Consider the following 23,206-nt stretch of genomic DNA (forward strand, 5'->3'; position numbering starts at 1 on the left):
CCCTCGGCGCCAGCCTAGGGTGTTGCCGGGAGATTGGAAGGGCCCACCGCGCCCGACGCCGACAGCGCCGCGATGGCATCGGCGTCATAGCCGAGCCCGGCCAGCACCGCCGCCGTGTCCGCCCCCGCCGCCGGCAGCGCGCCGCCGCCGAGCCTGGCGCCGTCGAGCGCGATCGGCACCACCGGCAGCAGCGTGTGTGTGCCGTCGTCGAGCGTCACCGGGGCCAGCCCCTGCCCCGCCAGCAGATGCGGATCGGTGAACAGGTCCTCGGGCCGGCCGATCGGCGCGAACGGCAGCCCGGAGCCGTCGAGCCGCGCCAGCAGTTCCGCCCGGGTGAAGCGCGCCAGTTCGGCCCGCACCCGCGGCATCAGCGTATCCCGCGCCTGCACCCGGGCGTTGTTGGCGCGCAGGGACAGGTCGGCCCACAGGTCGTCGAGGCCGAACAGCGCGCAGAATTTCTGCCACAGCGCATCGGTGACGACGCCGACGAATAACTGTTGTCCATCGGCGGTGTCGAACACGTCATAGATCGCCCAGGCCGACACCCGCGCCGGCATCGGTGCCGCGGCCTGGCCGGTGACCGCCATCTGCGCCATGTGCTGGCCGACGAGATAGGCCGTGGTTTCGAACAGAGCGCTCTGCACGTGCATGCCCTGCCCCGTGCGATGCCGCGCCTCCAGCGCCGCCAGCACGCCGATGACGCCGAACATGCCGCCGGCAACATCGATGACCGAGGCGCCGGCGCGCAAGGGGCGCCCCGGCGGGCCGGTCATATAGGCGAGGCCGCCCATCATCTGCGCGACCTCGTCGAGCGCGGTGCGGTCCTCGTAGGGCCCGGCGAGAAAGCCTTTCTCGCTGCAATAGATCAGCCGCGGGTTTTCGGCGCGCAGCGCATCGGGGCCGAGGCCGAGCCGGTCCATCGCGCCGGGGCGGAAATTTTCGACGACGATATCGGCCGATGCCGCCAGCCGCCGCGCCACCGCGACGCCATCCGCCGATTTCAGGTCGATGCAGATGCTCGCCTTGCCGCGATTGTACATCGGGAAATAGCCGGCGCCCGAGCCGAGCAGGCGCCGTGTGGCATCGCCGCCGATCGCCTCCACCTTGATGACCTCCGCGCCGAGTTCGACGAGGATGGCACCGACGGCCGGGCCCATGACCATATGGGTGAACTCGACGACCCTGATCCCGCTGAGTGGCAGCATCGCGCGCGCGTCCCTTGAAAGCCCGTGGAGAAGCGTTGCATATGTCCGGACAACTGGCGGAGCAAGCCGATGCCCGACATCCTGATCAGCGAAGTCGGCCCGCGCGACGGGCTGCAGTCGATTGCGGCGATCCTGCCGACAGCGGTCAAATGCGCCTGGATCGATGCCGAGGTCGCCGCCGGCGTGCGCGAGATCGAGGTCGGCAGCTTCGTCCCCGCCGGCCTGCTGCCGCAACTGGCCGACACCGCCGCCGTCGTCGCCCATGCGCGCACGCACCCGGGACTGACCGTTGCGGTCCTGGTGCCCAATGCCAGGGGGGCCGCCGCCGCCATCGCCGCCGGTGCCCATAAGCTGACCCTGCCGCTGTCGGCGAGCGAGACGCACAGCCTGAAGAACCTGCGCCGCAGCCATGCCCAAGTGATCGACGAGGTCCGTGCGGTGGTGGCGCTGGTCGCCGCCCAGCCGGCGGCAACCCGCCCGCATTTCGAGGGCAGCGTGTCGACGGCGTTCGGCTGCACCATCGAGGGCGAGGTGCCCGAGGCCAGGGTCGTCGCGCTGGCCGAGGCGCTGATGGCCGCCGGCGTCGACGAGGTCGGGCTGTCGGATACGTCCGGCTATGCCAATCCGGCGCAGGTGCGGGCGCTGGTGCGGGCGGTGCGCGCGGCGATCGGTGACGATCGGCTGACCGGGCTGCACCTGCACAACACGCGCGGGCTGGGCCTCGCCAATGTCGTCGCCGGGCTCGAGGTCGGCATCACCACCTTCGATGCGTCGCTCGGCGGGCTCGGTGGCTGTCCGTTCGCGCCGGGTGCCAGCGGCAATATCGTTACCGAGGACCTGGTGTTCATGCTGGAGGCGATGGGCCTGTCGACGGGTATCGACCTCGGTCGCCTGCTGCGGGTGCGCGACGTGCTGCGCGCCGCGCTGCCCGGCGAGCCGCTTTACGGCTTCGTGCCCGATGCCGGCTTGCCCCTGGGCTTTCGCGCCGCGGCCTGACTCGGCGGCTCGGGCAGGCTGGCGGAAGCCGGCGAGATGATCGGCTGCATGCTGCTGACCGCGGTCAACCGTGCCGCCAGCCGGCGGATCTGGTCGCGCAGCATCTCGGGCGTGTCGTTGGAACGGATTTCGATATAGTCGATGTCGGCCCGGCGCAGCGCCTCGCGGCGAATCGCGGCGCGCAACGTGCCTTCGTCGCGGACCTGGCCGAGCGCCTGATATTCGACGGCCGCCAGTGGCATCTGGGCCGACGACACGATCAGCATGGCGACGCGCTGGTCGCCGATCGCCAGCAGCGCGTCGGGATCGCTGGAATCGACGATTTCGGCGAGGTTGACCTGTGCCATCACCCGCCAGTCCAGGTCGAGATCATGGATGATGACCTCGAGCGCCTGGAAAATCTGCTCCTCGTTGTTGCTGATCAATCGCTTCGGCGCGAAGCGCGCGTCGGTGACATGCTGCAACTGGGAGGTCGCACTGCGCGTCAGCGCCGGCAATTGCGCCTCGGACCGCGGCCGGCCGAGCGCCAGCGCGCCGCCGCTCGCGACATGCTTCTGGTCTTCGACGGCCTCGTAATGGATCCGAAAGCGCTCGAGCCCCAATCCGCCCATGACGCCGATGAGCACTGCTGCAAAGATCACGATCTCGATTGTCACGCCTGGCCCCCCGTCGCTCGGAAGATACTATCAGACCGTTAGCGCAACGGAAATAGGCCAGACTTGGTTAATGACAAAGTAATCTTTTATTAACAATGATTTCGACGACTCGAACAACTGTCACCCGGCAAAGTTGCGAGCGGCAAATTCCCAATTGAGGTGATCGTCGACCACCGCCTTCACATGGTCGGGCCGGCGGTTCTGATAGTCCAGATAATAGGCGTGTTCCCAGACATCGACGGTCAACAACGGCGTCGCGCCATCGGTGAACGGCACCTCGGCATCGTCGGTGCTGACGGTTTTCAACGTGCCGTCGACAAGCACCAGCCAGCCCCAGCCGGTACCGAACTGTTCGACGCTCGACTTGACCAACGCTTCCTTCAGCGCGTCGAGGCTGCCGAAATCGCGGTCGATCGCCTCGGCAAGCGCGCCCGACGGCGTCTGCGCTTCGGGGCTGAGGCTGTTCCAGTAGAAATTATGATTCCAGCACTGCGCCGCATTGTTGAATATCTTCCTGGCGGCAGCGTCGCCCGACGTTTCGAGGATGATTTCCTCCAGCGTCGCGCCGGCGAGCGGCGTGTCGGCGACCAGCTTGTTGAGGGTGTCGAAATAGCCCTTGTGATGCTTGTCATAGTGAAAGCCGAGCGTTTCGGCCGAGATCGTCGGCGCCAGCGCATCGCGGGCGAAAGGCAGCGGCGGCTGCGTCAGCGGCGAAGCATGGCTGGTCGGCGGCAGGGCCTCGAGCGTATCGGTGGTCATCGGGAATCTCCTTGGGTGTCCGCTCGGCGGGTCCCGAGGTAAACCCATGGCCGCAACGAGCGGTTCCGGTCGTGCCAGGCGGCGATGGTCGCGGCAGATTGCAGGGTGAGGTCGATGGCATCGAGGCCGCCGACCAGCATGGCCTTGGCCTCCGCATTGATTTCGAAACGGAATATCGTGGCACCGGCGGTGACGAACTGCGCCGGCAGGTCGATATGGACGGGGGCGTCGTGCGCCGCGATGACGTCGACGGCGGCGCGGGGCAGCACCAGGGGCAGCACGCCGCCGCGCACCGCATTGCCGGCGAAGATCGGGCTGAAACTCGGCGCGATGACCGCCCGGATGCCGTGTTCGGCGAGCGCCCAGACGGCGTGCTCGCGGCTCGACCCGCAGCCGAAATTGGCGCCGGCGAGCAGGATGGCGGCATCGCGATAGCGTGCGCGATTAAGGACGAAACCGGGGTTTTCGGTACGGCCTTCGGTGTAACGGCGACCGGCGAAGAGCCCGGCGGCAAGGCCGGTCTTGCCGGTTGTCTTCATCTCGCGCGACGGGATGATGATGTCGGTGTCGATATTGTCCTCGAGCAGCGGCGCGGCGCGCGAGGCGAGCGTGGTGAAGGGCGTGCTCACGGTGCCGCGATCCGCCCGGCGATGGCGCTGGCGGCGACGACTTCGGGGCTGGCGATATGGGTGCGGGTGCCGGGGCCCTGGCGGCTTTCGAAGTTGCGGTTGGTGCTGGAGATGACGCGCTGCCCGGCGCCGAAGCTTTCGCCGCCGGCGAAGAAGCACATCGAGCAGCCCGATTCGCGCCATTCGAAACCGGCGGCGGTGAAGACGGTGTGGAGCCCCTCGGCTTCCGCGGCGCGCTTGACCGCTGATGATCCGGGCACGACGATGGCGCGCACGCCCGGCGCGACCTGGCGGCCGGCGACGATGGCGGCGGCGCGCTGCAGGTCCGACAACCGGCTGTTGGTGCAGCTGCCGATGAAGGCGCCGTCGATGGCCAGGCCGGCGAGCGGCTGGCCCGGCCGCAACCCCATATAGGCGAGCGATTGCGGCGCGGCGTCGGCGGGCACGGCGCCATCGAGGGGCACCGATTGCGCCGGCGAGGTGCCCCAGCTGACCATCGGCGCGATCGTCGCGGCGTCGATGGCGATCTCGCGGTCGAAGATTGCGTCGGCATCGCTGTGCAGCTGCGGCCATTCGGCGAGGGCACGGTCCCAGAGCGCGCCTGTCGGTGCATAGCGGCGCCCTGCGAGCCAGGCGAAGGTGGTGGCGTCGGGTGCGATGACCGCCGAAAAGGCGGCAAATTCGGTCGCCATGTTGCACAGGGTCATGCGCGCCTCCATCGGCAGCGCCGTCACCGCGCTGCCGGCGAATTCGATGGCATGGCCCTGGCCGCCGGCGGCGCCGTGGCGGGCGATCAGCGCGAGCGCCATGTCCTTGGCGGTGACGCCGGGCCGCAGCGCACCGTCGAAGCTGACCCGCATGGTCGGCGGGCGGTCGACGCGCAGCGTGCCGGTGGCGAGCGCATGCTCCGCCTCGGTCGAGCCGATGCCCCAGGCGAGCGCGCCGACGGCGCCTTGCGTGCAGCTGTGGCTGTCGGGGGCAACCAGCGTCAGGCCGGGCAGCACGATGCCGAGTTCCGGCGAGACGACATGGACGATGCCTTGGTCGGGATCGCCGATATCGAAGACGGTGATGCCCGCGGCCCGGGCAGCGGCGCGGGTTTCGGTGATGAAGGCGGTGCCGCCGGGCATCGTCGTCGCGTCGCCGCGGCCGGGCCGGGTATCGACGATATGGTCCATGGCGACAAAGGCCCGCGCCGGATCGGCGACCGTCCGCCCGGCGGCGGCAAGGCTGTTCAGCGCCGCGGCGCCGGTGCGTTCGTGGAGGAAGATGCGGTCGATAGCGACGATGGTCGCGCCGCCGGGGGTTTCGGCGATGGCATGGGCGGACCAGAGCTTGTCGAACAGGCTGGGCATCAGGTGGCGGTCGCCAGCGCCAGGTGCGTGATGATGAATTCGGCGGGGCGGAGCGGGGCATGGCCGATCCGGATGACCAGCCGACCATTCGCGATATCGGCCGCGGTCATCGTGGTCGTGTCGCATCTGACGAAGAATGCCGCGTCGGGTCGGTCGCCGGCCAGCGCGCCCTGCCGCCACAGGTCGGTGAGGAAAGTGTCGGCAGCCTCGCGGACCCGGGCCCAGAGCACCGGGCCATTGGGTTCGAAGACCACCCATGCGAGGCCGCGCGTGATGGAAGCGGCGAGCATGGCGGCAAAGCGGCGGACGGGGATGTATTTCCAGTCGGGGTCGCTCGACAGGGTACGCGCCCCCCAGACCAGCGGGCCCTTGCCGGTGAAGGTGCGGATGGCGTTGATGCCCACGGGGTTGAGCAACTCCTGCTCACGGGTGGTGACGACGCTGGCCGCGGTGACATCCATGAGCGCGATATTGGCCGGCGCCTTCCAGACGCCGCGCTCGCTGTCGGTGCGGGCGATGGCGCCGGCGACGATGGCCGAGGGCGGTAGCATGGTGCCGCCCGTGGTGCGCAGCCAGGGCCAATAGAGCGCCGCGGCCGGGGTATCGAACCGCCGGCGCCAGTCGCGCAGCGCGGCGATCGATAGCCCGGCCGGCGCGTCGAGCAGCGCCATGCGATTGGACAGCGGCACCGCCGCCAGCGCAACGAGGGCCTCCATCGTCGCCCCGGCCGCCGCCGGGCGCAGCGCCTGGACATCGGGGGCAGCGATCAGCGCCGCGTCGGTATCGGCGAGGCCGGCGACCGGCGCGGCCGGGTCACCGTCAGGTGGGACCGCAGCGACATGCAGCCGGTCGCCGCCATTGGCGTAGAAGCCCCGCACCGCGGCCCACAACACGTTGGCGGTGCCGTCGGCCAGCACCGGCGCCGTCGACCAATAGCGCCCGAATTCTGCCGCCGCGGTGATGCCGTGTGCGGGCGGAACGGCACCCGGCACCGGCTCGGCGATACCGACGAAACCCGCGACGGCGGCGTCGAGCGCGGCGATCGGCGGCGGTGGCCCGCCGGTTTCCGCGATATAGACGCCGGGGGTGGTATATTCGGCCATCGCGCGACCTTAATCGCCCGTGCCGAGTCCCGCTAGAACCACAGGTCGCGGACGCAGCGGCCATCGGCGGGCAGGTCCTCGAAACTGTCGAGGCCATCGAAGCGGTCGATGGCGAGATCGGCGACCGCTTCGGGCGGGGCCAGCCGGACGTTGACGGCGATGCGGCGCCGGCCATCGGGCTCCAGCCGCAGCCCGCGCCAGGCGATGACGGCGGCACAGACCGGGCAGAAGCGGATTTCGAGGCTCGGGTCGGACTTGCCGATGCGGGTGTAGCGCGAACTGGCGCCGGTCAGCACGATGCGCCCGCCTTCATGGTCATAGGCCCAGAGCGCGCCATATTGGCGGCACAGCGTGCAGTTGCAGGCGGTGATCGAGCCGGGATCGCCCTCGAGGGTCCAGCCGGCGCCGCCGCAGTGACAGCTGCCGGTGAGCATCAGTGCAGCTTCAGTTTCGGCCGGACGACCTGGTTGACATGGCCGACGAGCAGCAGCGACAGGCCCTTCAGCCAGCCGTGGATGGCGATCAGGTGCATGCGGTAGAGCGAGGTGTAGACCAGCCGCGCCAGCCGGCCCTCGATGGCCATGCGGCCCCCGACGAGATTGCCCATCAGGCTGCCGACCGTCGTGTAGCGGGCGAGGCTGACCAGCGAGCCCTTGTCCTGGTAGACGAAATGGCGAAGCGGCTTGCCGTCGATCAGCGCGCGGATGTTGTGATAGGCGGTCGTCGCCATCTGGTGGGCGGCCTGGGCGCGCGGCGGGATCGGCTTGCCCTCCCCTTCCGGCACATAATAGGCGCAGTCGCCGATGGCGAAGATACGATCGTCGAGCGTCGTCTGCAGCGTTGCACCGACGACGAGCTGGTTGTTGCGAGTGGTTTCGAGACCGCCGATGGCCTTCAGGAAGTCGGCGCCCTTCACCCCGGCGGCCCAGACCTTCAGGTCGGCGGGGATCGTCTCGCCGTCCCTGGTGATGATGGCTTCCGCCGTCGCCGACGTGACCTGGGTGCCGGTCAGCACGCGGACGCCGAGGGCTTCCAGTTCTTCGGTGGCCGCGCCGGCAAGCTTTTCGGGCAGCGCCGGCAGGATGCGCGGCCCGGCCTCGATCAGCGTCACCTGCAGGCGCTTTTCATCGAAGACCTCGAGGCCGTAGAAGCCCAGCGCCGTCGCCGCCGAATAGAGTTCCGCGGCCAGTTCCACCCCGGTGGCGCCGCCGCCGACGATGGCGACCCGGGCATAGGCATCGGCGGTCGGGTCCTGGGTCATCGTCCGCGACACGCGCAGGCACTGGTTGAGCAGGCGCCGGCGGAAGCGATCGGCATCGGCGCGGGTGTCGAGCGACAGGCAATGTTCACGCACGCCCGGCGTGCCGAAATCATTGGACACCGAGCCCACCGCCATGACGAGATAGTCGTAGCGGATGCGGTGGCGCCCGATGACCTCGCTGCCGTCCTCGTCCCTGATCGGCGCGACGACGATCTGCTGCGCCTCGCGATCGATCGTTTCGAGCGCGCCGTCGAAATAGCGATAGCCCCAGCGATAGGCGTGGCCGCGATAGCCGACTTCATCGAGATTGGCGTCGAGCGACCCCGCAGCGACCTCGTGCAGCAGCGGTTTCCAGATGTGCGTCGAATTGCGATCGACGAGGATGATGTCGAAATCCTCGCGCGACAGATGGCCGCCGAGCTTGGCGACGAGCTCCAGCCCGCCGGCGCCGCCGCCGACGACGACGATCTGGGTCTTCTTGCCGTCTGGTCTTGTGCGCGGCATCGGGCCCCCTGCTCGTCCGCTCTCTAAGTAGCGAGGTCGGGGGCGTTTCTCAAAGCGGAAATGCCGCGGTGCAGCGATGATGACAGCAACGGGCTGGTGGGGCAGAACCGCAGGCATGCGCCGCGCCCTGACAATGACCGTCCTTGCCCTTTTGCTGGCGCTGCCCGGATCGGCGCGTCCGGCGCGGCAGCCGACCGCCGCCGAGCGTGCCGAAGCGGCGATGATCAAGCGGTTCGAGCCGCTGGCGATCGAGGATGCGCTGATCGACCAGCAGGCGCGCATCACCGCCGCGGTGGCCGCGTTGCCCGCTCATGCCGTCGGCGCTGAAATGCCGGTGCTGGCCATCGGCGGCCAGGGCTATCTGGCGCTGTTCGATCGCGAGGCGCGGCGGGCGGCAAAGGTGCTGGCGGCACGCGGCGGCGGCCCGGCGCTGGTGCTGAGCAACACGCCGGAACAGGTGGTGTCGGGGCTGCTCGCCTCGCGGCGGACGATGGCGCTGGCGGCGGCGGCACTCGGCCGGCGCGCGCGGCCGGGGGACACTCTGGTCGTCTACCTGACCTCGCACGGCGGCCCCGACGGCAGCATCGCAATGGACGCGCCCTATATCGAATTCGCGCCGATGACCGCGGTGGACCTGGCGCGGGCGCTGGACGCCGCCGGCTTCCGCCGCCGCATCGTCATCGTGTCGGCCTGTTATGGCGCCAGCTGGATACCGGCGCTGGCCAGCCCGACGACGATCGTGGTCGCCGCGGCGGCGGCGGACCGCACCTCGTTCGGCTGCGATGATTCCCGCGACCTGACGCTGTTCGGCGAGGCGCTGATCGGCGAACTCGGGCGGCCGGGCGTCTCGCTCGCGACGGGTTTTGCGGCGGCCAAGGCGCGGATTGCGGCGGAAGAGCGCGCGATCAGGATCACGCCGTCGCTGCCCGAGGCGCGGGTCGGCGCCGCGATGCAGGATTCATGGAACGGCGCGCCGGGCTAGCCAGCCCTCCGGCGCCGCCAGCGTTTCGACGGACCATGGGCTGACGTGGGGGCCAGCGGTCACATCAGGAACTTTTCCTCGACGATCCTGCCGTCGCGCACCGTGTAGAGGGCGATCTCCTCCATCTGGATGCGCTGGCCGCTTTCCTTTTGCGTCACGTCCATGGCCCAGTGGATGGCGAACTGGTCGCCGTTGACCCAGGGTCCGCGGGTTTCGACGCTGTGAACCTCGTGCGCACCGTTCCACCAGACGCCCTTTTCATGCACCGCCGCATGGCCTTGCAGCCGCGCCATCGGACCGTCCATAGCCTCCATGCTGACGATGTCGTCGGACCAGTATTTCTCGCCGATGCCGTCCAGATTGCCCGCCTTGGCCATGGCGACGACGTCGGCGGCGATTGCCTTGGTATCCATCATCCGGTTCCTTGCGCGATTCGGAACATAATAGGAACACATTTTCGACCATATGCCAAGGCCGACGAGATTCGACTTGCACGCCCGGCTTCGCTATCGCCCGCGGATGACCGAGATCACACCGCAGATCGTCGCCGAGCACGGCTTTACCCCCCACGAGTACGACCGCGTCGTCGCGTCGATGGGGCGGGTGCCCAACATGCTCGAACTCGGCATCTTTTCGGTGATGTGGTCGGAACATTGCTCCTACAAGTCGTCGCGGCTGCACCTCGCCAAGCTGCCGACCAAGGCGCCCTGGGTCATCTGCGGCCCCGGCGAGAACGCCGGCGTCATCGATATCGGCGACGGCGACGCCGCCATCTTCAAGATGGAAAGTCACAACCACCCGAGCTTCATCGAGCCCTACCAGGGCGCCGCGACCGGGGTCGGGGGCATCCTGCGCGACGTGTTCACCATGGGCGCGCGGCCGGTCGCCAACATGAACGCGCTGCGGTTCGGGGAGATCGACGCGCCCAAGATGAAGCACCTGATCAAGGGCGTCGTCGCCGGGATCGGCGGCTATGGCAATTGCGTCGGCGTGCCGACCGTCGGCGGCGAGACCAATTTCCACAGGGCGTACAACGGCAACATCATCGTCAACGCGATGACGGTCGGCATCGCCAGGCAGGACAAGATTTTCTACAGCGCCGCCGCCGGCATCGGCAATCCTGTCGTCTATGTCGGGTCGAAGACCGGGCGCGACGGCATCCATGGCGCCACCATGGCCAGCGCCGAATTCGACGACGCGAGCGAGGACAAGCGGCCGACGGTGCAGGTCGGCGACCCGTTCACCGAGAAATTGCTGATCGAGGCGTGCCTCGAGCTGATGGCGTCGGATGCCATCGTCGCCATCCAGGACATGGGCGCCGCCGGCCTCACCTCGTCGAGCGTCGAGATGGCGTCGAAGGGCGGCGTCGGGCTACGGCTCGACCTCGACAAGGTGCCGGTGCGCGAGGAGCGCATGACACCGTACGAGATGATGCTGTCGGAGAGCCAGGAGCGGATGCTCATGGTCCTGAAGCCCGGCCGCGAGGGTTTTGCGGAAAAGATCTTCCGCAAATGGGAGCTGGATTTCGCGGTGATCGGCGAAGTCGTCGAAGGCGGCAACCTGACGCTGATGTTCCATGGCGAAAAGGTCGGCGACATCCCGCTGGCGCCGCTCGCCGATGCCGCGCCGAAATATGATCGCCCCTGGGTGCCGACGCCGAAGCGCGCGGCGCTGGTGGACGTGCCGGAAAGCGCCGATATCGGCGCCGACCTGCTGACGCTGATGGCCTGCCCCGACCTCGCGTCGAAGCGCTGGATCTGGGAACAATATGACCACATGGTCGGCGCCGACACGGTGCAGCGGCCGGGCGGCGACGCCGCGGTGGTGCGCGTGCATGGCACCAAAAAGGCGCTGGCGATCACCACCGATTGCACGCCGCGCTATTGCTTCGCCGACCCGGTGGAGGGCGGCAAGCAGGCGGTGGCGGAGGCGTGGCGAAACCTGATCGCGGTGGGGGCGAAGCCGCTGGCGATCACCGACTGCATGAATTTCGGCGCACCGACACGGCCCGAGATCATGGGGCAGTTCGTCGGCTGCATCGAGGGCATGGCCGAGGCCTGCCGCGCGCTGGATTTCCCGGTCGTGTCGGGGAATGTGAGTTTGTACAATGAAACCAATGGCGTGGGCATACTGCCGACGCCGGCGATCGGCGGGGTCGGAGTGATTGCCGATTATAATCGGCAAATGACTTTGGGGTTCAAAGCCGAGGGCGAAAGCATTTTCGTCGTCGGTGCCGGCTCAGGAGAGCTCGGGCAGTCGATTTGGTTGCGGGAATGTCTCGGCCGCGAGGAAGGACCGCCGCCGCCTGTCGATCTCAACGCTGAGCTTTGGAGTGGCTGGGTAGTCAAGCAGCTGATCGACGAGGGCATTGCGACGGCGGTTCACGATATTGCCGATGGCGGCTTGGCCGTGGCGCTGGCCGAAATGGCGCTCGTATCGGGCATCGGTGCAGCGGTCTCCGCCCGCCACGACTTCATCCCCGAAGGATGGTGGTTCGGCGAAGACCAAGGCCGATATGTCGTTACCGTTGCTGATCCGGCTGCACTGGAAGGTTGGGCAAATCGTCAGGAGACACTCGATGGCGCTCAGCTGGATCGGCTGCGCCGGATTGGCGTGACCGGCGGATCGAGCTTGCATCTGGGCGCCGCCGTGGTGCCGCTCGATGACCTCCGCACTGCTTACGAAGGCGCGCTGCCAGCGCTGCTGAAAGGCGAACTTTAGCGCGTCATCCCGGCGCGGGCCCAGACCCATGAACCACGATCTTCGCCACGGGCAGAACTCGCCCGGGTGAACTGCTGATTCATGGGTCCTGCCCCTCGCCGGGATGACACCACCAAACACCCGCAATCTTGAAATCCCCCCAACCCGGGCCACATCATCCCGGCGGCATCCTGCCGCCGGAGTACGCCCTGCCCGATGGCCGCCACATACGCCTTTGATCGTGACGCCGCCCGCCGACTGATCGGTTCCGATCCCGCCGCCGCGCGCTTGCGGGTCGAGATGCTGGAGCGGGTTCTCGAACGCGCCTTTGTCATCCCCGGCATCAACCGTCCGGTCGGACTCGACGCCATCATGGGCGTGCTGCCGATCGCCGGCGACGCGCTCGCGGGGATCGTGGGCCTGTACCTGGTCTGGGAAGCGCGCAACCTCGGCATGCCGAAACGGACCGTGGCGCGCATGCTGGCGAATGTCGGCTTCGATACCGCCGTCGGCGCGGTGCCGCTGGTCGGCGACGTCTTCGACTTCCTGTTCCGGTCGAATTCAAAGAACCTGCGGCTGATCAAGCGGCATCTCGACAAGCATCACCCCGGCACATCGGTCATCGACGCGCGTTGACCCCCACGCCGCGGGTGGGCGGCACAGGCTTTTGAGGGCACAGGATGTTTTTCGTCGTCTTCGCCGTGGTCGCCATGCTGATCTTCGCCGTCGTGATGGCGGCGATGCTGCAATTGATCGGCTTTGCCGTGCTGATTGCGGTACTTGCGGTGCTGTTTGCCCTGATGTTCGGCGGCAGCAGTTCGACCTTCGCCATCGTCGCCGGCCTGGCCACGCTCGCCTGGCTGATGACCCGGCGCCGCAAGCGGCCGCTGCCGCCCTGGCAGCGCCGGGCGGAGCCTGCCGCGGCTCCCGCGCCCCGCCGGCGCGTCGCCGAAGCGGCGCCGCGCACCACCGACCCCGCACTCGCCGATGCCTGGAACGCGCTCGCCGGCCACGCCGATTGGGCGCGGAGCCGGGTGGCCGTGGCGCGGGCCAGTTGCGATCGGTTCCTGCAGCTCGCCGACCGGGCGCCGCTGCACAGCGAAGCCGCGGAACTCGCCATCCTCATCCGCAAGCGGATTCCGGAACATGTCGACGAGGCGCTGAGCAAGCTCGATCTTGCGACCTCAGCGGAGGCGCGGGCGCTGCTCGACGACGCGGTCACGACAGTCGAGAAGGTCGGCGCCCGGGCCGAGCGGCTGCGTGACACGCTGATGACGGCGGAAACGGCAGCGCTCGGTGTGCAACGTACGCACCTGTCGCGCCGCAGCGACAATGAACCGTTCACGCTGAACTAGTTCGAAGACCCTGGTTACTGACCGGCCCGCGCTCCGATGGTCGGGCGGCAACATGCCGTCATTCTGCAATTGCCAGCCTGTCATCCTTTGTCATCTTTGTGCCTCGGGGGGCAGAACGCGGGCGTTCGAGGTGCTTCATGGATTCCAGTCGGGTGGGTGCCATCGGCGCCGAGCTGCGGCAATATCCGACATTGCTTCGCCGGACGGTCGCAGGCGATCCCGTCAGTCGTCGCTTCGCCACCGCAGTGTTCACCGCCAACGCACTGGCACTCGGCGGCTATTTTCTGGCCCGACGGGCTGCGGGACTGCAGATCATCGAATTTCCGCCATGGCTGTCGATCGAGCGCGACGGCGGCGCCCTTGAAGTCCTGAACTATTTCCAGACGGTACTGGCTGCCGCGTTCCTGATTGCGACGAGCCTGGCATCGCGTCGGCCGCTGTACCTTGCCTGGGGCCTGTTGTTCCTGTTCATCGTCCTGGACGATTCACTCAAATACCATGAAACCGTCGGACGGATGCTCGTGGCCGGCCTGAACCTGCCGGCCGCGCCCGGGTTGCGCCCCAGGATACCGGCGAGCTGGGCGGCCGCTGCCGTGCTGCTGCCGGCCGTCGCCTTCTACCATTGGAAGAGCCCGTTGGCCGTATGGCGCCACGGCAATGTCCTGCTGTTCTGCTTCGTCGCGCTGGTGACGTCGGCGGTGGTGTCCGACATGATCCACATGATCCTGTCGCGCACGCCGCTTGCCGGGGCGATCGGCTTTCTGGAGGATGGTGGCGAACTGGTCGCCATGGCCTGCGCCTGCGCCTATGCCTTTGGGCTGATGCAGACGCACCGGCGCACCGCCGTCAGGCAAAATCCAGACCGATATCCGCTGCCGGCGCGCTCTGGGTGATGCGGCCGACGCTGATATAGGTGATGCCGGTTTCGGCGATGGCGCGGATGGTCGACAGGTTGACGCCGCCCGACGCCTCGGTGGGCACGCGGCCGGCGACCCGCGCAATGGCCTCGCGCAGCATGGCCGGCCCCATATTGTCGAGCAGCAGCCGATCGGCCCCGGCGGCAAGCGCCGGCGGGATCTGGTCGAGCGTGTCGACCTCCACAACCACGTCGCGCAAGCCTGCGGCCTTGGCGGCGCGCACCGCCGCTTCGACGCCGCCGGCGACGGCGATGTGGTTGTCCTTGATCATCACGCCATCGTCGAGGCGCATCCGGTGGTTGGTCGCGCCGCCCATGCGGGTGGCGTATTTTTCGAGCACGCGAAGCCCCGGCAAGGTCTTGCGCGTGTCGAGCAGGATGGCGCCGGTGCCGGCGATGGCATCGACATAGGTGCGGGTCATCGTCGCGATGCCGGTCAGGTGCTGCACGGTGTTGAGCGCCGAGCGTTCGGCCGTCAGCAGTGCGCGGGCATTGCCGCGGATGCGCATCAGGTCGGTGCCGGCGGGCACGGCCTCGCCCTCCGTCACCAGCGTCTCGATCGTGCAATCCTGATCGAGCGCGCGGAAGAAGGCGGCGGCGAGCGGCAGCCCGGCGACCGTCACCGGGTCACGGCTGTCCATTACCGCGGTCAGTATCGCATCGGCCGGGATGACGGCGGCGGAGGTTCGATCGCCGCCCGCGCCCATGTCCTCGGCCAGCGTCGCGGCGACGAAGGCGGCAGTGTCGAAACCGTCAATCACCCGTCACCCGCACCGGCGTCACCGACCCCGCCATCTGGAGCATGCGGTCGAGCGAAACCTTGGCCTTGACGCGCACATCCTCGGGCACTTCGATCTGCGGCTGCAGGTCGCGCAGCGCGATGTACAGCTTTTCCATCGTGTTCATGGCCATGAACGGGCACATGTTGCAGCCGCAATTGCCGTCGGCGCCGGGCGCGCCGATGAAGGTCTTGTGCGGCGCCTTCAGCTGCATCTGGTGGATGATATTGGGCTCGGTGGCGACGATGACGACCGGTTCGGAGCTGTTCAGCGCGTAATTCAGGATGCCGCTGGTGGCGCCAATGTAATGCGCCAGGTCGAGGATCGCCGCCGGGCATTCGGGATGGGCAAGCACCGGGGCGGCGGGGTGCTGCGCCTTCAGCTTCAGCAGTTCCGTCACCGAAAAGCGTTCGTGGACGATGCAGGTGCCGTCCCACAGCAGCATGTCGCGGCCGGTCTTGCGGTTGAGCCAGGCGCCGAGGTGCTTGTCGGGGGCGAACAGGATTTTCTGGTCGCGCGGCAGCTGGTTGATGATCTTTTCGGCCGAGGACGAGGTGACGATGATGTCGCTCTCCGCCTTCACCGCCGCCGAGCAGTTGATGTAGGTCAGGCTGATGTGATCGGGGTGGGCACGGCGGAAACGCGCGAACTCCTCGGGCGGGCATGAGTCCTCGAGGCTGCAGCCGGCCTTGAGATCGGGCAGCACGACGGTCTTTTGCGGGCTCAGGATCTTGGCGACCTCGGCCATGAACTTGACGCCGCAAAAGGCGATGACGTCGGCATTGGTTTCCGCGGCCTTGCGGCTGAGATCGAGGCTGTCGCCGACGAAATCGGCGATGTCCTGCAGCGCCGGGTCCTGGTAGTAATGCGCGAGGATGACGGCGTTTTTCTCGATGCGCAGCCGGTTGATCTCGGCTTTCAGGTCGAGGCCGGTCAGCCCTCCGGCACCACCAAGCGGGTTCAAGCGTGCGTCCATCGGGTATTCCTGCAACAGCGTCGTGATCGGGATATAGGGGGCCGAAACCGGCGCGTCACCTGCCGGCTCAGCGGAAGCTGACCGTGACCTTGGCCGTATCGAAGCCGGCGGCGTTCAGCGGCAGTACGAAAGTGCGTTGCACTGCCTTGGTCGCGGCGTCGCGGGCGAGTTCGGTCAGGGCCGGGGCGCGCGCCTCCGCAAGCAGCGCGCCGGCGACGCGGGCACGATTGGCGCTGTCGAGGGCGTTTTCGGCATCGGTCAGCGCGAACAGCACGGCGCCGTCCTTGTACTCGCGCATGGCGCCGAGATCGATTTCCGGCCCGGCGACGCGCGGCGCGGGGACGGTGATCGCCAGCGTCTGGGTCGCCGCATTCCAGGTGAGGTCGCCGGGGCCGACGCGGTTCCAGTCGATTTCATAGCGGACGTTGCCGGGCACGATCAGTGTCTTTTTCGCCGAGAACAGTCCGGCCAATCGCGTCTGTTCCGACGTGATGACCGCCGAAAACCGCGCCGTCAGCACGGTCAGCGTCGCCTGGCGCTTGACCGATTTCAGCGACGCCTCGGCGATGGTTTCGGGATCGGGGCCGCGGCCCAGCCAGCGGGCGAGGCTATTGCCCGTCAGCACGACCGCAGCAGCGCCGAGCAGCAGCCCGGCGACAAGCGCGACGACCAGCCAGCCGAGCCGCCTCATGCCAGCTGCCAACGATCGGCGGTGGCGGCGACGACGGCGCGATTGCGCAGGTCGATGAGATGGGCGAGCACCGAGCGGCCGGCGGCGGGGTGCAGCCGCTTGTCGACCATGGCGTACATCACCGCGACCATGGCGGGGATGGTCTGCGGGCCGTCGGCGAGCAGCTTCAATATCTGCGTCTCGCGCTGCTTCCGGTGGGTGATGAGGCCGCGCACGAAACGCTGCGGATCGGTGACCGGCTCGCCGTGGGTCGGATGGTAGATGACGTCGTCACGGTCGATGAGTTTCTTCAGCGACGCCATGTATGCCGCCATGTCGCCGTCTGGCGGCGCGACGACGGTGGTGCTCCAGCCCATGACATGGTCGCCGGTGAACAGCGCCTTTTCCTCGGGCAATGCGAAGCACAGGTGATTGGAGGTATGCCCCGGCGTGGCCAGCGCGGTCAGCGTCCAGCCCGGCCCCGAGATGCTGTCGCCATCCGCCATGATCGCATCGGGGGCATAGCTCGGGTCGAAGCCGGCATCGGCGCGCGGGCCGTCGTCGGATAGGACCAGCGGCGCGCAGCCGATGATTTTCGCACCCGTCGCCGCCTGCAGCGCGGGGGCGGCCGGGCTATGGTCCATGTGCGTGTGGGTGATGACGATATGGCTGACCGTTTCGCTGGCCAGGCTGGCGATCAGCGCGCCGACATGGTCGGGATCGGCCGGGCCGGGATCGATTACCGCTACGGTTCCGGTGCCGACGACGAACGTCCCCGTGCCGGTATAGGTGAACGGCGACGGGTTGTGCGCCAGCAGCCGGCGCACCAGCGGCGACCGCGGAACCAGCCGGCCCCAGGCGGCAGCATCGGGGTGGGCTGACAGGTCCATGGCCGACATGTGGCAGGCCCCGCCGGCAATTTAAAGCCTGCAGCCTCGCAAAAGCCCGCGGTTGCCCGCCCAAGGCATCTGGTTTAGCCCCGGCGGCAACCAATCGGGGCGATCGCCATGCAGCATTTCGACATCGTCATCGTCGGCGCCGGCCATGGCGGCGCCCAGGCCGCGGTGCAGCTGCGGCAACTCGGCTTTGCCGGCAGCATGGCGATGATCGGCGACGAACCCGAGTTGCCCTATGAACGCCCGCCCCTGTCGAAGGAATATCTCTCGGGCGACAAGGATTTCGAGCGGATGCTGATCCGCCCGGCGGCGTTCTGGGCCGAGCGCAACGTGACGATGCTGACCGGGCAGCGGGTGATCAGCATCGATCCCGACGCGCGGCTGGTCAACACCGACGATCGCGAGGCGCTGGGCTATGGTGACCTGGTCTGGGCCGCGGGCGGCGCGCCGCGGCGGCTGACCTGCGAGGGCCATGACCTGGCCGGCATCCACGCCATCCGCACCCGCGCCGATGTCGACCTGTTGAAGACCGAGCTGGCGACGACGCGCCGGGTGGCGATCGTCGGCGGCGGCTATATCGGGCTGGAGGCGGCGGCGGTGCTGGCCAAGCTCGGCAAGCAGGTGGTGGTGCTCGAAGCGCTCGATCGCGTGCTGGCGCGGGTGGCGGGGCCGGCGCTGTCGGCGTTCTACGAGGCCGAGCACCACGCCCATGGCGTCGAGATCCGCACCGGCGTCATGGTGACCGGCATCATCGGCAAGGACGGCCGCGCCGCCGGGGTGCGGCTGGCCGACGGCGGCAGCATCGATGCCGACATGGTCGTCGTCGGCATCGGCATCGTGCCGGCGGTGGCGCCGCTGACCGACGCCGGTGCCGCGGGCAGCAACGGCGTCGATGTCGACGACCATTGCCGCACGTCCCTGCCCCATGTCTTTGCCATCGGCGACTGCGCCGCGCACGACAATGCTTTTTCCGGCGGCGCGCATATCCGTCTCGAATCGGTACAGAATGCCCACGACATGGCGGCGGTGGTGGCAAAATTGCTGACCGGCGCGCCGAAACCCTATCACGCGGTGCCGTGGTTCTGGTCGAACCAGTACGACCTGCGGCTGCAGACGATGGGGCTGTCGATCGGCCATGACGCGACCGTGCTGCGCGGCGACCCTGGGGCGCGCAGCTTCAGCGTCGTTTATCTGCGCAACGGCAAGGTCATCGCGCTCGATTGCGTCAATGCGGTCAAGGATTACGTCCAGGGCAAGGTGCTGGTCGAAAAGGGCGTCGCGGTTGGCCCGGTGGCGCTCGCCGATACCGCCGTGCCGTTGAAGACCTGGCACCCCGCCTGACCATGCGCGGGCTGTCGGTCGACATCGCGACAGCGGCCGAACGCCCGGTCGTCGACAATCTGGTCCAGCTCTATATCCACGACTTTTCGGAGCTTTACGCCGGCACGCCGCGCAGCGATCTCGCCGGCGACGGCCGCTATGTCGTCGATATCCCGCTCGATCGCTGGTGGGACGGCATGCCCGACCATGTACCGCTGCTGCTGCGCGTCGATGGCCGGCTGGCGGGTTTCGCCTTGCTCAACGCCAGCCCCCACGGCCGCGCACCGGTCGACCGCAACATCGCCGAATATTTCGTCGTGCGGAAATATCGCCGGGCCGGCGTCGGCACCGCTGCGGCGCATGCGATCTTCGACCGCTGGCCCGGCCGCTGGGAGGCGGCGGTGATGCGCGAGAACGTCGCTGCACGCGCATTCTGGGAACGCTGCATCCGCTCGCATCCCGGCACACGCGACGTCGTCATCGGCGACAGCAGCAATTTCACCTGGAACGGGGCGGTATTCCGCTGGCTGATCGTGCCCGTCTGACACGCGCCTGACATATTGCCCGGTTTGCGCGGGAGCTTGGCTCGGCTAGGCTGACGCAAACGTCAATTGGGGAGAATGCCGGTGGCAAGAGCTGGCACGGAGCAATGGGACTTCATCATCGTCGGCGCCGGATCGGCGGGCTGCGTGCTCGCCAACCGGCTGTCGGCCGATCCCGGCACAAGGGTGCTGTTGATCGAGGCCGGCGGCAAGGACAACAGCATGATGATCCAGATGCCCGGCGGCATCGCCCAGATCATCCCGCCCGAAAAGACCAGCCCGTTCGACTGGGGTTTCTGGACGGTGCCGCAGACCGAGATGAACAACCGACCGCTGTACTGGCCGCGCGGCCGGGTGCTCGGCGGCTCGTCGTCGATCAACGGCATGGTCTATATCCGCGGCCATTCGAGCGATTACGACCGCTGGGCGCAACTGGGGCTGACCGGCTGGGGCTGGCAGGACGTGCTGCCCTATTTCCGCAAGGCGGAGGACAGCGAGCGCGGGTCGGACGAATTCCACGGCGTCGGCGGACCGCTGCACACGTCGCGCAAAGGCGCGTTGCCCAATCCGCTCAACGCCACTTTCCTCGAGGCGGCGAGCCAGGCCGGCTATCCGCGCACCGACGACTTCAACGGCCCGCAGTTCGAAGGCGCCGGTTTCTATGATGCGACGATCAAGGAGGGCAGCCGTTTTTCGGCCGCCAAGGGCTATCTGACGGCGGCGGTGAAGGCACGGCCGAACCTCGAAATCCGCACCGGCATCCAGGTCGACAAGGTCGATTTCGAAGGGCGCCGCGCCATAGGCATCAGCTATCGGCGCGCCGGTCGCACCGAAACCGCGCGGGCTCGCGAAACCATCCTGTGCGGCGGCGCGGTCAATTCCCCGCAGCTGCTGATGCTGTCGGGCATCGGCCCGGCCGCGCATCTGCAGGCGATGGGCATCCCGGTCGTTCACGACAGCGCCGATGTCGGCGGCAATCTGCAGGATCACCTCGACATGATCGTGCAATGGGATTGCACCCAGGCGGTGACCCTCAACGGCAATGCCAGCTTTGTTGCCAAGATGCGGGCCCTCAGCGGCTGGGTGTTCGGCAAGACCGGCAATGGCGCACACATGCCGACGCCGAGCGGGGCCTTCCTGTCGAGCCGCGAGGGCCTGGCGGCGCCCGACCTGCAGATCCATTTCATGCCGTATCGCGGCCAGCCGCACGGGCGCGGCAAGATGAGCCCGGTCCATGGCTATCAGATGCACATCTGCCAGTTGCGGCCCGAAAGCCGCGGCACCGTGCGGCTGACGTCCCCCGATCCGCTGGCCTTTCCGGCGATCGACCCGCGCTATCTGACGGCGCCGGAAGATGTCGAGACGCTGTACCGCGGCGTCGAGATGGCCCGGCGGATCGGTGCCCAGCCCGCCTTCGATGCCTATCGCAAGTCCGAGGTCTGGCCCGGCGCCGCGGTGACCGGACGCGACGCCGTCGTCGCCGCGATGCGCGAATGGGGCGAAACCATCTACCACCCGGTCGGCACCTGCCGGATGGGCGCCGATGAGGCGGCGGTGGTCGACGGCCGGCTGCGCGTCAACGGCGTCGAGGGACTGCGCGTCGTCGACGCCTCGGTCATGCCCTATCTCGTTTCGGGCAACACCAATGCCCCGACGATCATGATCGCCGAAAAGGCGGCCGACCTGATCGCCGAGCGCCGTACGCTCGAACGCAAGCTGGGGCTGGCGGCGTGACCGCCACGCCGTTCGAGATTCCGGTCAACGAGGCCGAAGTCGCGTGGATTCGGGATCGGGTCGAGGCGTTCCGGTTTTTCGAGGAGCCCGAGAACGCCGGTTGGGCGCATGGCGCCAATCGCGCCTATATGGAAACGTTGCGCCGCTACTGGCTCGACAGCTTCGACTGGCCGGCCGCTGTCGCCCGGCTCAATCGCCATCCCCAGGTGCGGGTCGATGTCGGCGACGGTTACCGGCTGCATGCGATCCATCGGCGCTCGTCTCGGGTCGACGCGCGGCCGCTGCTGATCGCTCATGGCTGGCCGGGGTCGATCCTGGAGTTCGACGCGATCATCGAGCGGCTGGCCGAGCCCGAAGACCCGACGCAGCCGGCGTTCCATGTCGTGGCGCCATCGCTGCCGGGCTATGCCTGGTCGGACCGGCCAAAGAACCCGATGGGGCCGCGCGCCGTTGCCGGGCTGTACGACACGCTGATGTCCCGGCTCGGCTATGACGATTATGTCTATCAGGGCGGCGACTGGGGCTGTGTCATCGGCGGCTGGATCGGGCTGGACAGCAGCACGGTATCGGCGATCCACCTCAGCGGCTTTGGACTGCGCCCGGCGGACATGAGCCCCCGGACGCCCGAGGACGGTGCCTGGCTGCAGAAAGCGCTGGTCACCCGCGATACCGAAACCGCCTACCTGCAACTGCAAGGCACCAAGCCGCAGAGCCTGGGTTTCGCCATGATGGATTCGCCGATGGGGGTCGCCGCCTGGTTCGCCGAGAAGTTCGTCGGCTGGTCCGACGTGCCGGGCCAGTCCGACGATCCACCGTTCAGCCATGACCAGATGCTGACCAACATCATGATCTATCTGACGACCCGCAGTTTCCTGACGGCGACATGGATTTATCGCGGCATGTTTCTCGAAGGTGGCTTCGCGATCCCCGAGGGCCGGCGCATCGAGACACCGACGGGGGTCGCCGCCTTCCCGCGTGACCTGCTGGCGTTTCCGCCGCGGGCGATGGTCGAGCGCGGCTACAATGTCGTCCATTGGACCGACATGCCGCGCGGCGGCCATTTCGCCAGCATGGAGGAACCCGAGCTGTTCCTGGCCGACCTCAGGGCCTTTGTCGCCGGCTTGTGATCGATGCCACGCCCGAATGGCGGGTCGAGCCGGGGCTGCTCGATTACCCCGAGGCCGTCGCCGCGATGGAGGCGCGCGTCGCCGCGATCCGTACCGGCACCGCGCGGGAACTGGTCTGGCTGGTCGAGCATCCGCCGCTCTACACTGCCGGCACCAGCGCCGAAGCCGCCGACCTGCTGGCCCCGGATCGCTTCCCGGTCTTCGCCACCGGCCGCGGCGGGCGCTACACCTACCACGGCCCCGGCCAGCGGGTGGTCTATGTCATGCTCGACCTCGATCGGCGCGGGCGCGACATCCGGCGTTTCATCGCGGCACTGGAGGGCTGGATCATCGCCGCTCTCGCCGATCATGGGGCCACGGGCCGGACCATCGACGGCAAGGTCGGCGTCTGGGTCGACACCGCCGCCGGAGCGGCGAAGATCGCCGCCATCGGGGTCAGGGTGCGCCGCTGGGTCAGCTACCATGGGCTGGCGATCAACGTCGCGCCCGACCTGGCGCATTTCAACGGCATCGTCCCGTGCGGGCTGGCGGAACCGGTGATCAGCCTCACGGCGCTCGGCCGCAGCGGCAATCTGGCCACCATCGACCGTGCCTTGGGGGCGCACCTGCCGTCGATGTTGGCCGCGCTTGCACCCGAAAACCGCTCGATTTCATCTTCGTGACAGCAAAGTCATCATGGCGCTTGAGGGGAACGGAAATTCTGCTAATGTCTACCTCGGTTGGGGGATAAGGGCTGAACCG

Annotated in this window: 24 protein-coding genes; 11 read left to right on the forward strand and 13 right to left on the reverse strand. The window is 68.1% G+C overall.

The window, feature by feature from the left end:
- Positions 1-14: 14 nt before the first annotated feature.
- Positions 15-1,205: a CaiB/BaiF CoA transferase family protein gene (locus ACP7AI_RS07630; RefSeq protein WP_426165755.1), complete on the reverse strand. Its 1,191-nt coding sequence runs from the start codon at positions 1,203-1,205 to the stop codon at positions 15-17.
- A gap of 69 nt (positions 1,206-1,274) precedes the next feature.
- Here ACP7AI_RS07630 and ACP7AI_RS07635 point away from each other — a divergent pair, with 69 nt between their 5' ends.
- The gene (locus ACP7AI_RS07635; protein ID WP_426165757.1) at positions 1,275-2,201 is read left to right on the forward strand and encodes a hydroxymethylglutaryl-CoA lyase; all 927 of its coding nucleotides are present in this window, start codon (positions 1,275-1,277) and stop codon (positions 2,199-2,201) included.
- On the opposite strand, the gene ACP7AI_RS07640 is transcribed toward ACP7AI_RS07635, so the two are convergent.
- The 7 genes from ACP7AI_RS07640 to ACP7AI_RS07670 form a co-directional block, all read right to left on the reverse strand.
- Positions 2,147-2,857, reverse strand: coding sequence for a DUF2726 domain-containing protein (locus ACP7AI_RS07640; protein ID WP_426165759.1), 711 nt, complete (start codon positions 2,855-2,857; stop codon positions 2,147-2,149). The genes ACP7AI_RS07635 and ACP7AI_RS07640 overlap by 55 nt on opposite strands.
- Positions 2,858-2,977: 120 nt before the next feature.
- Entirely contained in the window at positions 2,978-3,616 is a 639-nt protein-coding gene (locus ACP7AI_RS07645; protein WP_426165761.1) for a superoxide dismutase, read from the reverse strand.
- On the reverse strand, positions 3,613-4,245 hold the full coding sequence (gene leuD / locus ACP7AI_RS07650; protein ID WP_426165763.1) for a 3-isopropylmalate dehydratase small subunit: 633 nt from the start codon (positions 4,243-4,245) through the stop codon (positions 3,613-3,615). The genes ACP7AI_RS07645 and leuD overlap by 4 nt, the downstream gene beginning before the upstream one ends.
- Positions 4,242-5,600, reverse strand: a complete 1,359-nt coding sequence (locus tag ACP7AI_RS07655; protein ID WP_426165765.1) for a 3-isopropylmalate dehydratase large subunit — start codon at positions 5,598-5,600, stop codon at positions 4,242-4,244. Before ACP7AI_RS07655 ends, leuD begins: the two co-directional genes overlap by 4 nt.
- A complete protein-coding gene (locus ACP7AI_RS07660; protein ID WP_426165767.1) occupies positions 5,600-6,703 on the reverse strand; it encodes a phage tail sheath family protein in 1,104 nt (367 codons plus the stop codon). The genes ACP7AI_RS07655 and ACP7AI_RS07660 overlap by 1 nt, the downstream gene beginning before the upstream one ends.
- A 32-nt stretch (positions 6,704-6,735) precedes the next feature.
- Positions 6,736-7,137 carry a GFA family protein gene (locus ACP7AI_RS07665; RefSeq protein WP_426165768.1) on the reverse strand — a complete coding sequence of 134 codons (402 nt, stop codon included), beginning with the start codon at positions 7,135-7,137 and terminating at the stop codon, positions 6,736-6,738.
- Entirely contained in the window at positions 7,137-8,468 is a 1,332-nt protein-coding gene (locus ACP7AI_RS07670) for an NAD(P)/FAD-dependent oxidoreductase (RefSeq protein WP_426165770.1), read from the reverse strand. The genes ACP7AI_RS07665 and ACP7AI_RS07670 overlap by 1 nt, the downstream gene beginning before the upstream one ends.
- 133 nt (positions 8,469-8,601) lie before the next feature.
- Between ACP7AI_RS07670 and ACP7AI_RS07675 the strand changes: the two genes are divergently transcribed.
- Complete coding sequence (locus ACP7AI_RS07675) at positions 8,602-9,450, forward strand: C13 family peptidase (protein ID WP_426165772.1); 849 nt, start codon at positions 8,602-8,604, stop codon at positions 9,448-9,450.
- 59 nt (positions 9,451-9,509) lie between these two features.
- Here the strand turns inward: ACP7AI_RS07675 and ACP7AI_RS07680 are convergent, their stop codons facing one another.
- Positions 9,510-9,863, reverse strand: coding sequence for a SnoaL-like domain-containing protein (locus ACP7AI_RS07680; protein ID WP_426165774.1), 354 nt, complete (start codon positions 9,861-9,863; stop codon positions 9,510-9,512).
- 106 nt (positions 9,864-9,969) lie between these two features.
- Here ACP7AI_RS07680 and purL point away from each other — a divergent pair, with 106 nt between their 5' ends.
- The 4 genes from purL (at position 9,970) to ACP7AI_RS07700 (ending at position 14,398) form a co-directional block, all read left to right on the forward strand.
- On the forward strand, positions 9,970-12,171 hold the full coding sequence (purL, locus tag ACP7AI_RS07685; protein ID WP_426165776.1) for a phosphoribosylformylglycinamidine synthase subunit PurL: 2,202 nt from the start codon (positions 9,970-9,972) through the stop codon (positions 12,169-12,171).
- A 195-nt stretch (positions 12,172-12,366) separates the two neighbouring features.
- Positions 12,367-12,786: a DUF4112 domain-containing protein gene (locus ACP7AI_RS07690; protein ID WP_426165778.1), complete on the forward strand. Its 420-nt coding sequence runs from the start codon at positions 12,367-12,369 to the stop codon at positions 12,784-12,786.
- 44 nt (positions 12,787-12,830) lie between these two features.
- Positions 12,831-13,505, forward strand: a complete 675-nt coding sequence (locus tag ACP7AI_RS07695) for a hypothetical protein (protein WP_426165780.1) — start codon at positions 12,831-12,833, stop codon at positions 13,503-13,505.
- A 137-nt stretch (positions 13,506-13,642) separates the two neighbouring features.
- The gene (locus tag ACP7AI_RS07700) at positions 13,643-14,398 is read left to right on the forward strand and encodes a hypothetical protein (protein WP_426165782.1); all 756 of its coding nucleotides are present in this window, start codon (positions 13,643-13,645) and stop codon (positions 14,396-14,398) included.
- Here ACP7AI_RS07700 and nadC read toward each other — a convergent pair.
- The 4 genes from nadC to ACP7AI_RS07720 form a co-directional block, all read right to left on the reverse strand.
- Positions 14,352-15,128, reverse strand: coding sequence for a carboxylating nicotinate-nucleotide diphosphorylase (nadC, locus tag ACP7AI_RS07705; RefSeq protein ID WP_426166582.1), 777 nt, complete (start codon positions 15,126-15,128; stop codon positions 14,352-14,354). The genes ACP7AI_RS07700 and nadC overlap by 47 nt on opposite strands.
- 46 nt (positions 15,129-15,174) lie before the next feature.
- Positions 15,175-16,176 carry a quinolinate synthase NadA gene (gene nadA, locus ACP7AI_RS07710; protein ID WP_426165784.1) on the reverse strand — a complete coding sequence of 334 codons (1,002 nt, stop codon included), beginning with the start codon at positions 16,174-16,176 and terminating at the stop codon, positions 15,175-15,177.
- 67 nt (positions 16,177-16,243) lie between these two features.
- On the reverse strand, positions 16,244-16,867 hold the full coding sequence (locus ACP7AI_RS07715) for a DUF4230 domain-containing protein (RefSeq protein WP_426165786.1): 624 nt from the start codon (positions 16,865-16,867) through the stop codon (positions 16,244-16,246).
- Positions 16,864-17,736, reverse strand: coding sequence for an MBL fold metallo-hydrolase (locus tag ACP7AI_RS07720; protein ID WP_426165788.1), 873 nt, complete (start codon positions 17,734-17,736; stop codon positions 16,864-16,866). The genes ACP7AI_RS07715 and ACP7AI_RS07720 overlap by 4 nt, the downstream gene beginning before the upstream one ends.
- Positions 17,737-17,853: 117 nt before the next feature.
- Between ACP7AI_RS07720 and ACP7AI_RS07725 the strand changes: the two genes are divergently transcribed.
- The 5 genes from ACP7AI_RS07725 (at position 17,854) to lipB (ending at position 23,127) form a co-directional block, all read left to right on the forward strand.
- The gene (locus tag ACP7AI_RS07725) at positions 17,854-19,083 is read left to right on the forward strand and encodes an NAD(P)/FAD-dependent oxidoreductase (RefSeq protein ID WP_426165790.1); all 1,230 of its coding nucleotides are present in this window, start codon (positions 17,854-17,856) and stop codon (positions 19,081-19,083) included.
- Between the two features lie 2 nt (positions 19,084-19,085).
- Positions 19,086-19,607, forward strand: coding sequence for a GNAT family N-acetyltransferase (locus ACP7AI_RS07730; RefSeq protein WP_426165792.1), 522 nt, complete (start codon positions 19,086-19,088; stop codon positions 19,605-19,607).
- Between the two features lie 81 nt (positions 19,608-19,688).
- On the forward strand, positions 19,689-21,338 hold the full coding sequence (locus ACP7AI_RS07735) for a GMC family oxidoreductase (protein WP_426165794.1): 1,650 nt from the start codon (positions 19,689-19,691) through the stop codon (positions 21,336-21,338).
- The gene (locus ACP7AI_RS07740) at positions 21,335-22,465 is read left to right on the forward strand and encodes an epoxide hydrolase family protein (protein WP_426165796.1); all 1,131 of its coding nucleotides are present in this window, start codon (positions 21,335-21,337) and stop codon (positions 22,463-22,465) included. The genes ACP7AI_RS07735 and ACP7AI_RS07740 overlap by 4 nt, the downstream gene beginning before the upstream one ends.
- Positions 22,462-23,127: a lipoyl(octanoyl) transferase LipB gene (gene lipB, locus ACP7AI_RS07745; RefSeq protein ID WP_426165798.1), complete on the forward strand. Its 666-nt coding sequence runs from the start codon at positions 22,462-22,464 to the stop codon at positions 23,125-23,127. Before ACP7AI_RS07740 ends, lipB begins: the two co-directional genes overlap by 4 nt.
- Positions 23,128-23,206: the final 79 nt, after the last annotated feature.

Origin of the sequence: Sandarakinorhabdus sp. DWP1-3-1 (assembly GCF_049896705.1) — a bacterium.
Lineage (GTDB): Bacteria > Pseudomonadota > Alphaproteobacteria > Sphingomonadales > Sphingomonadaceae > Sandarakinorhabdus.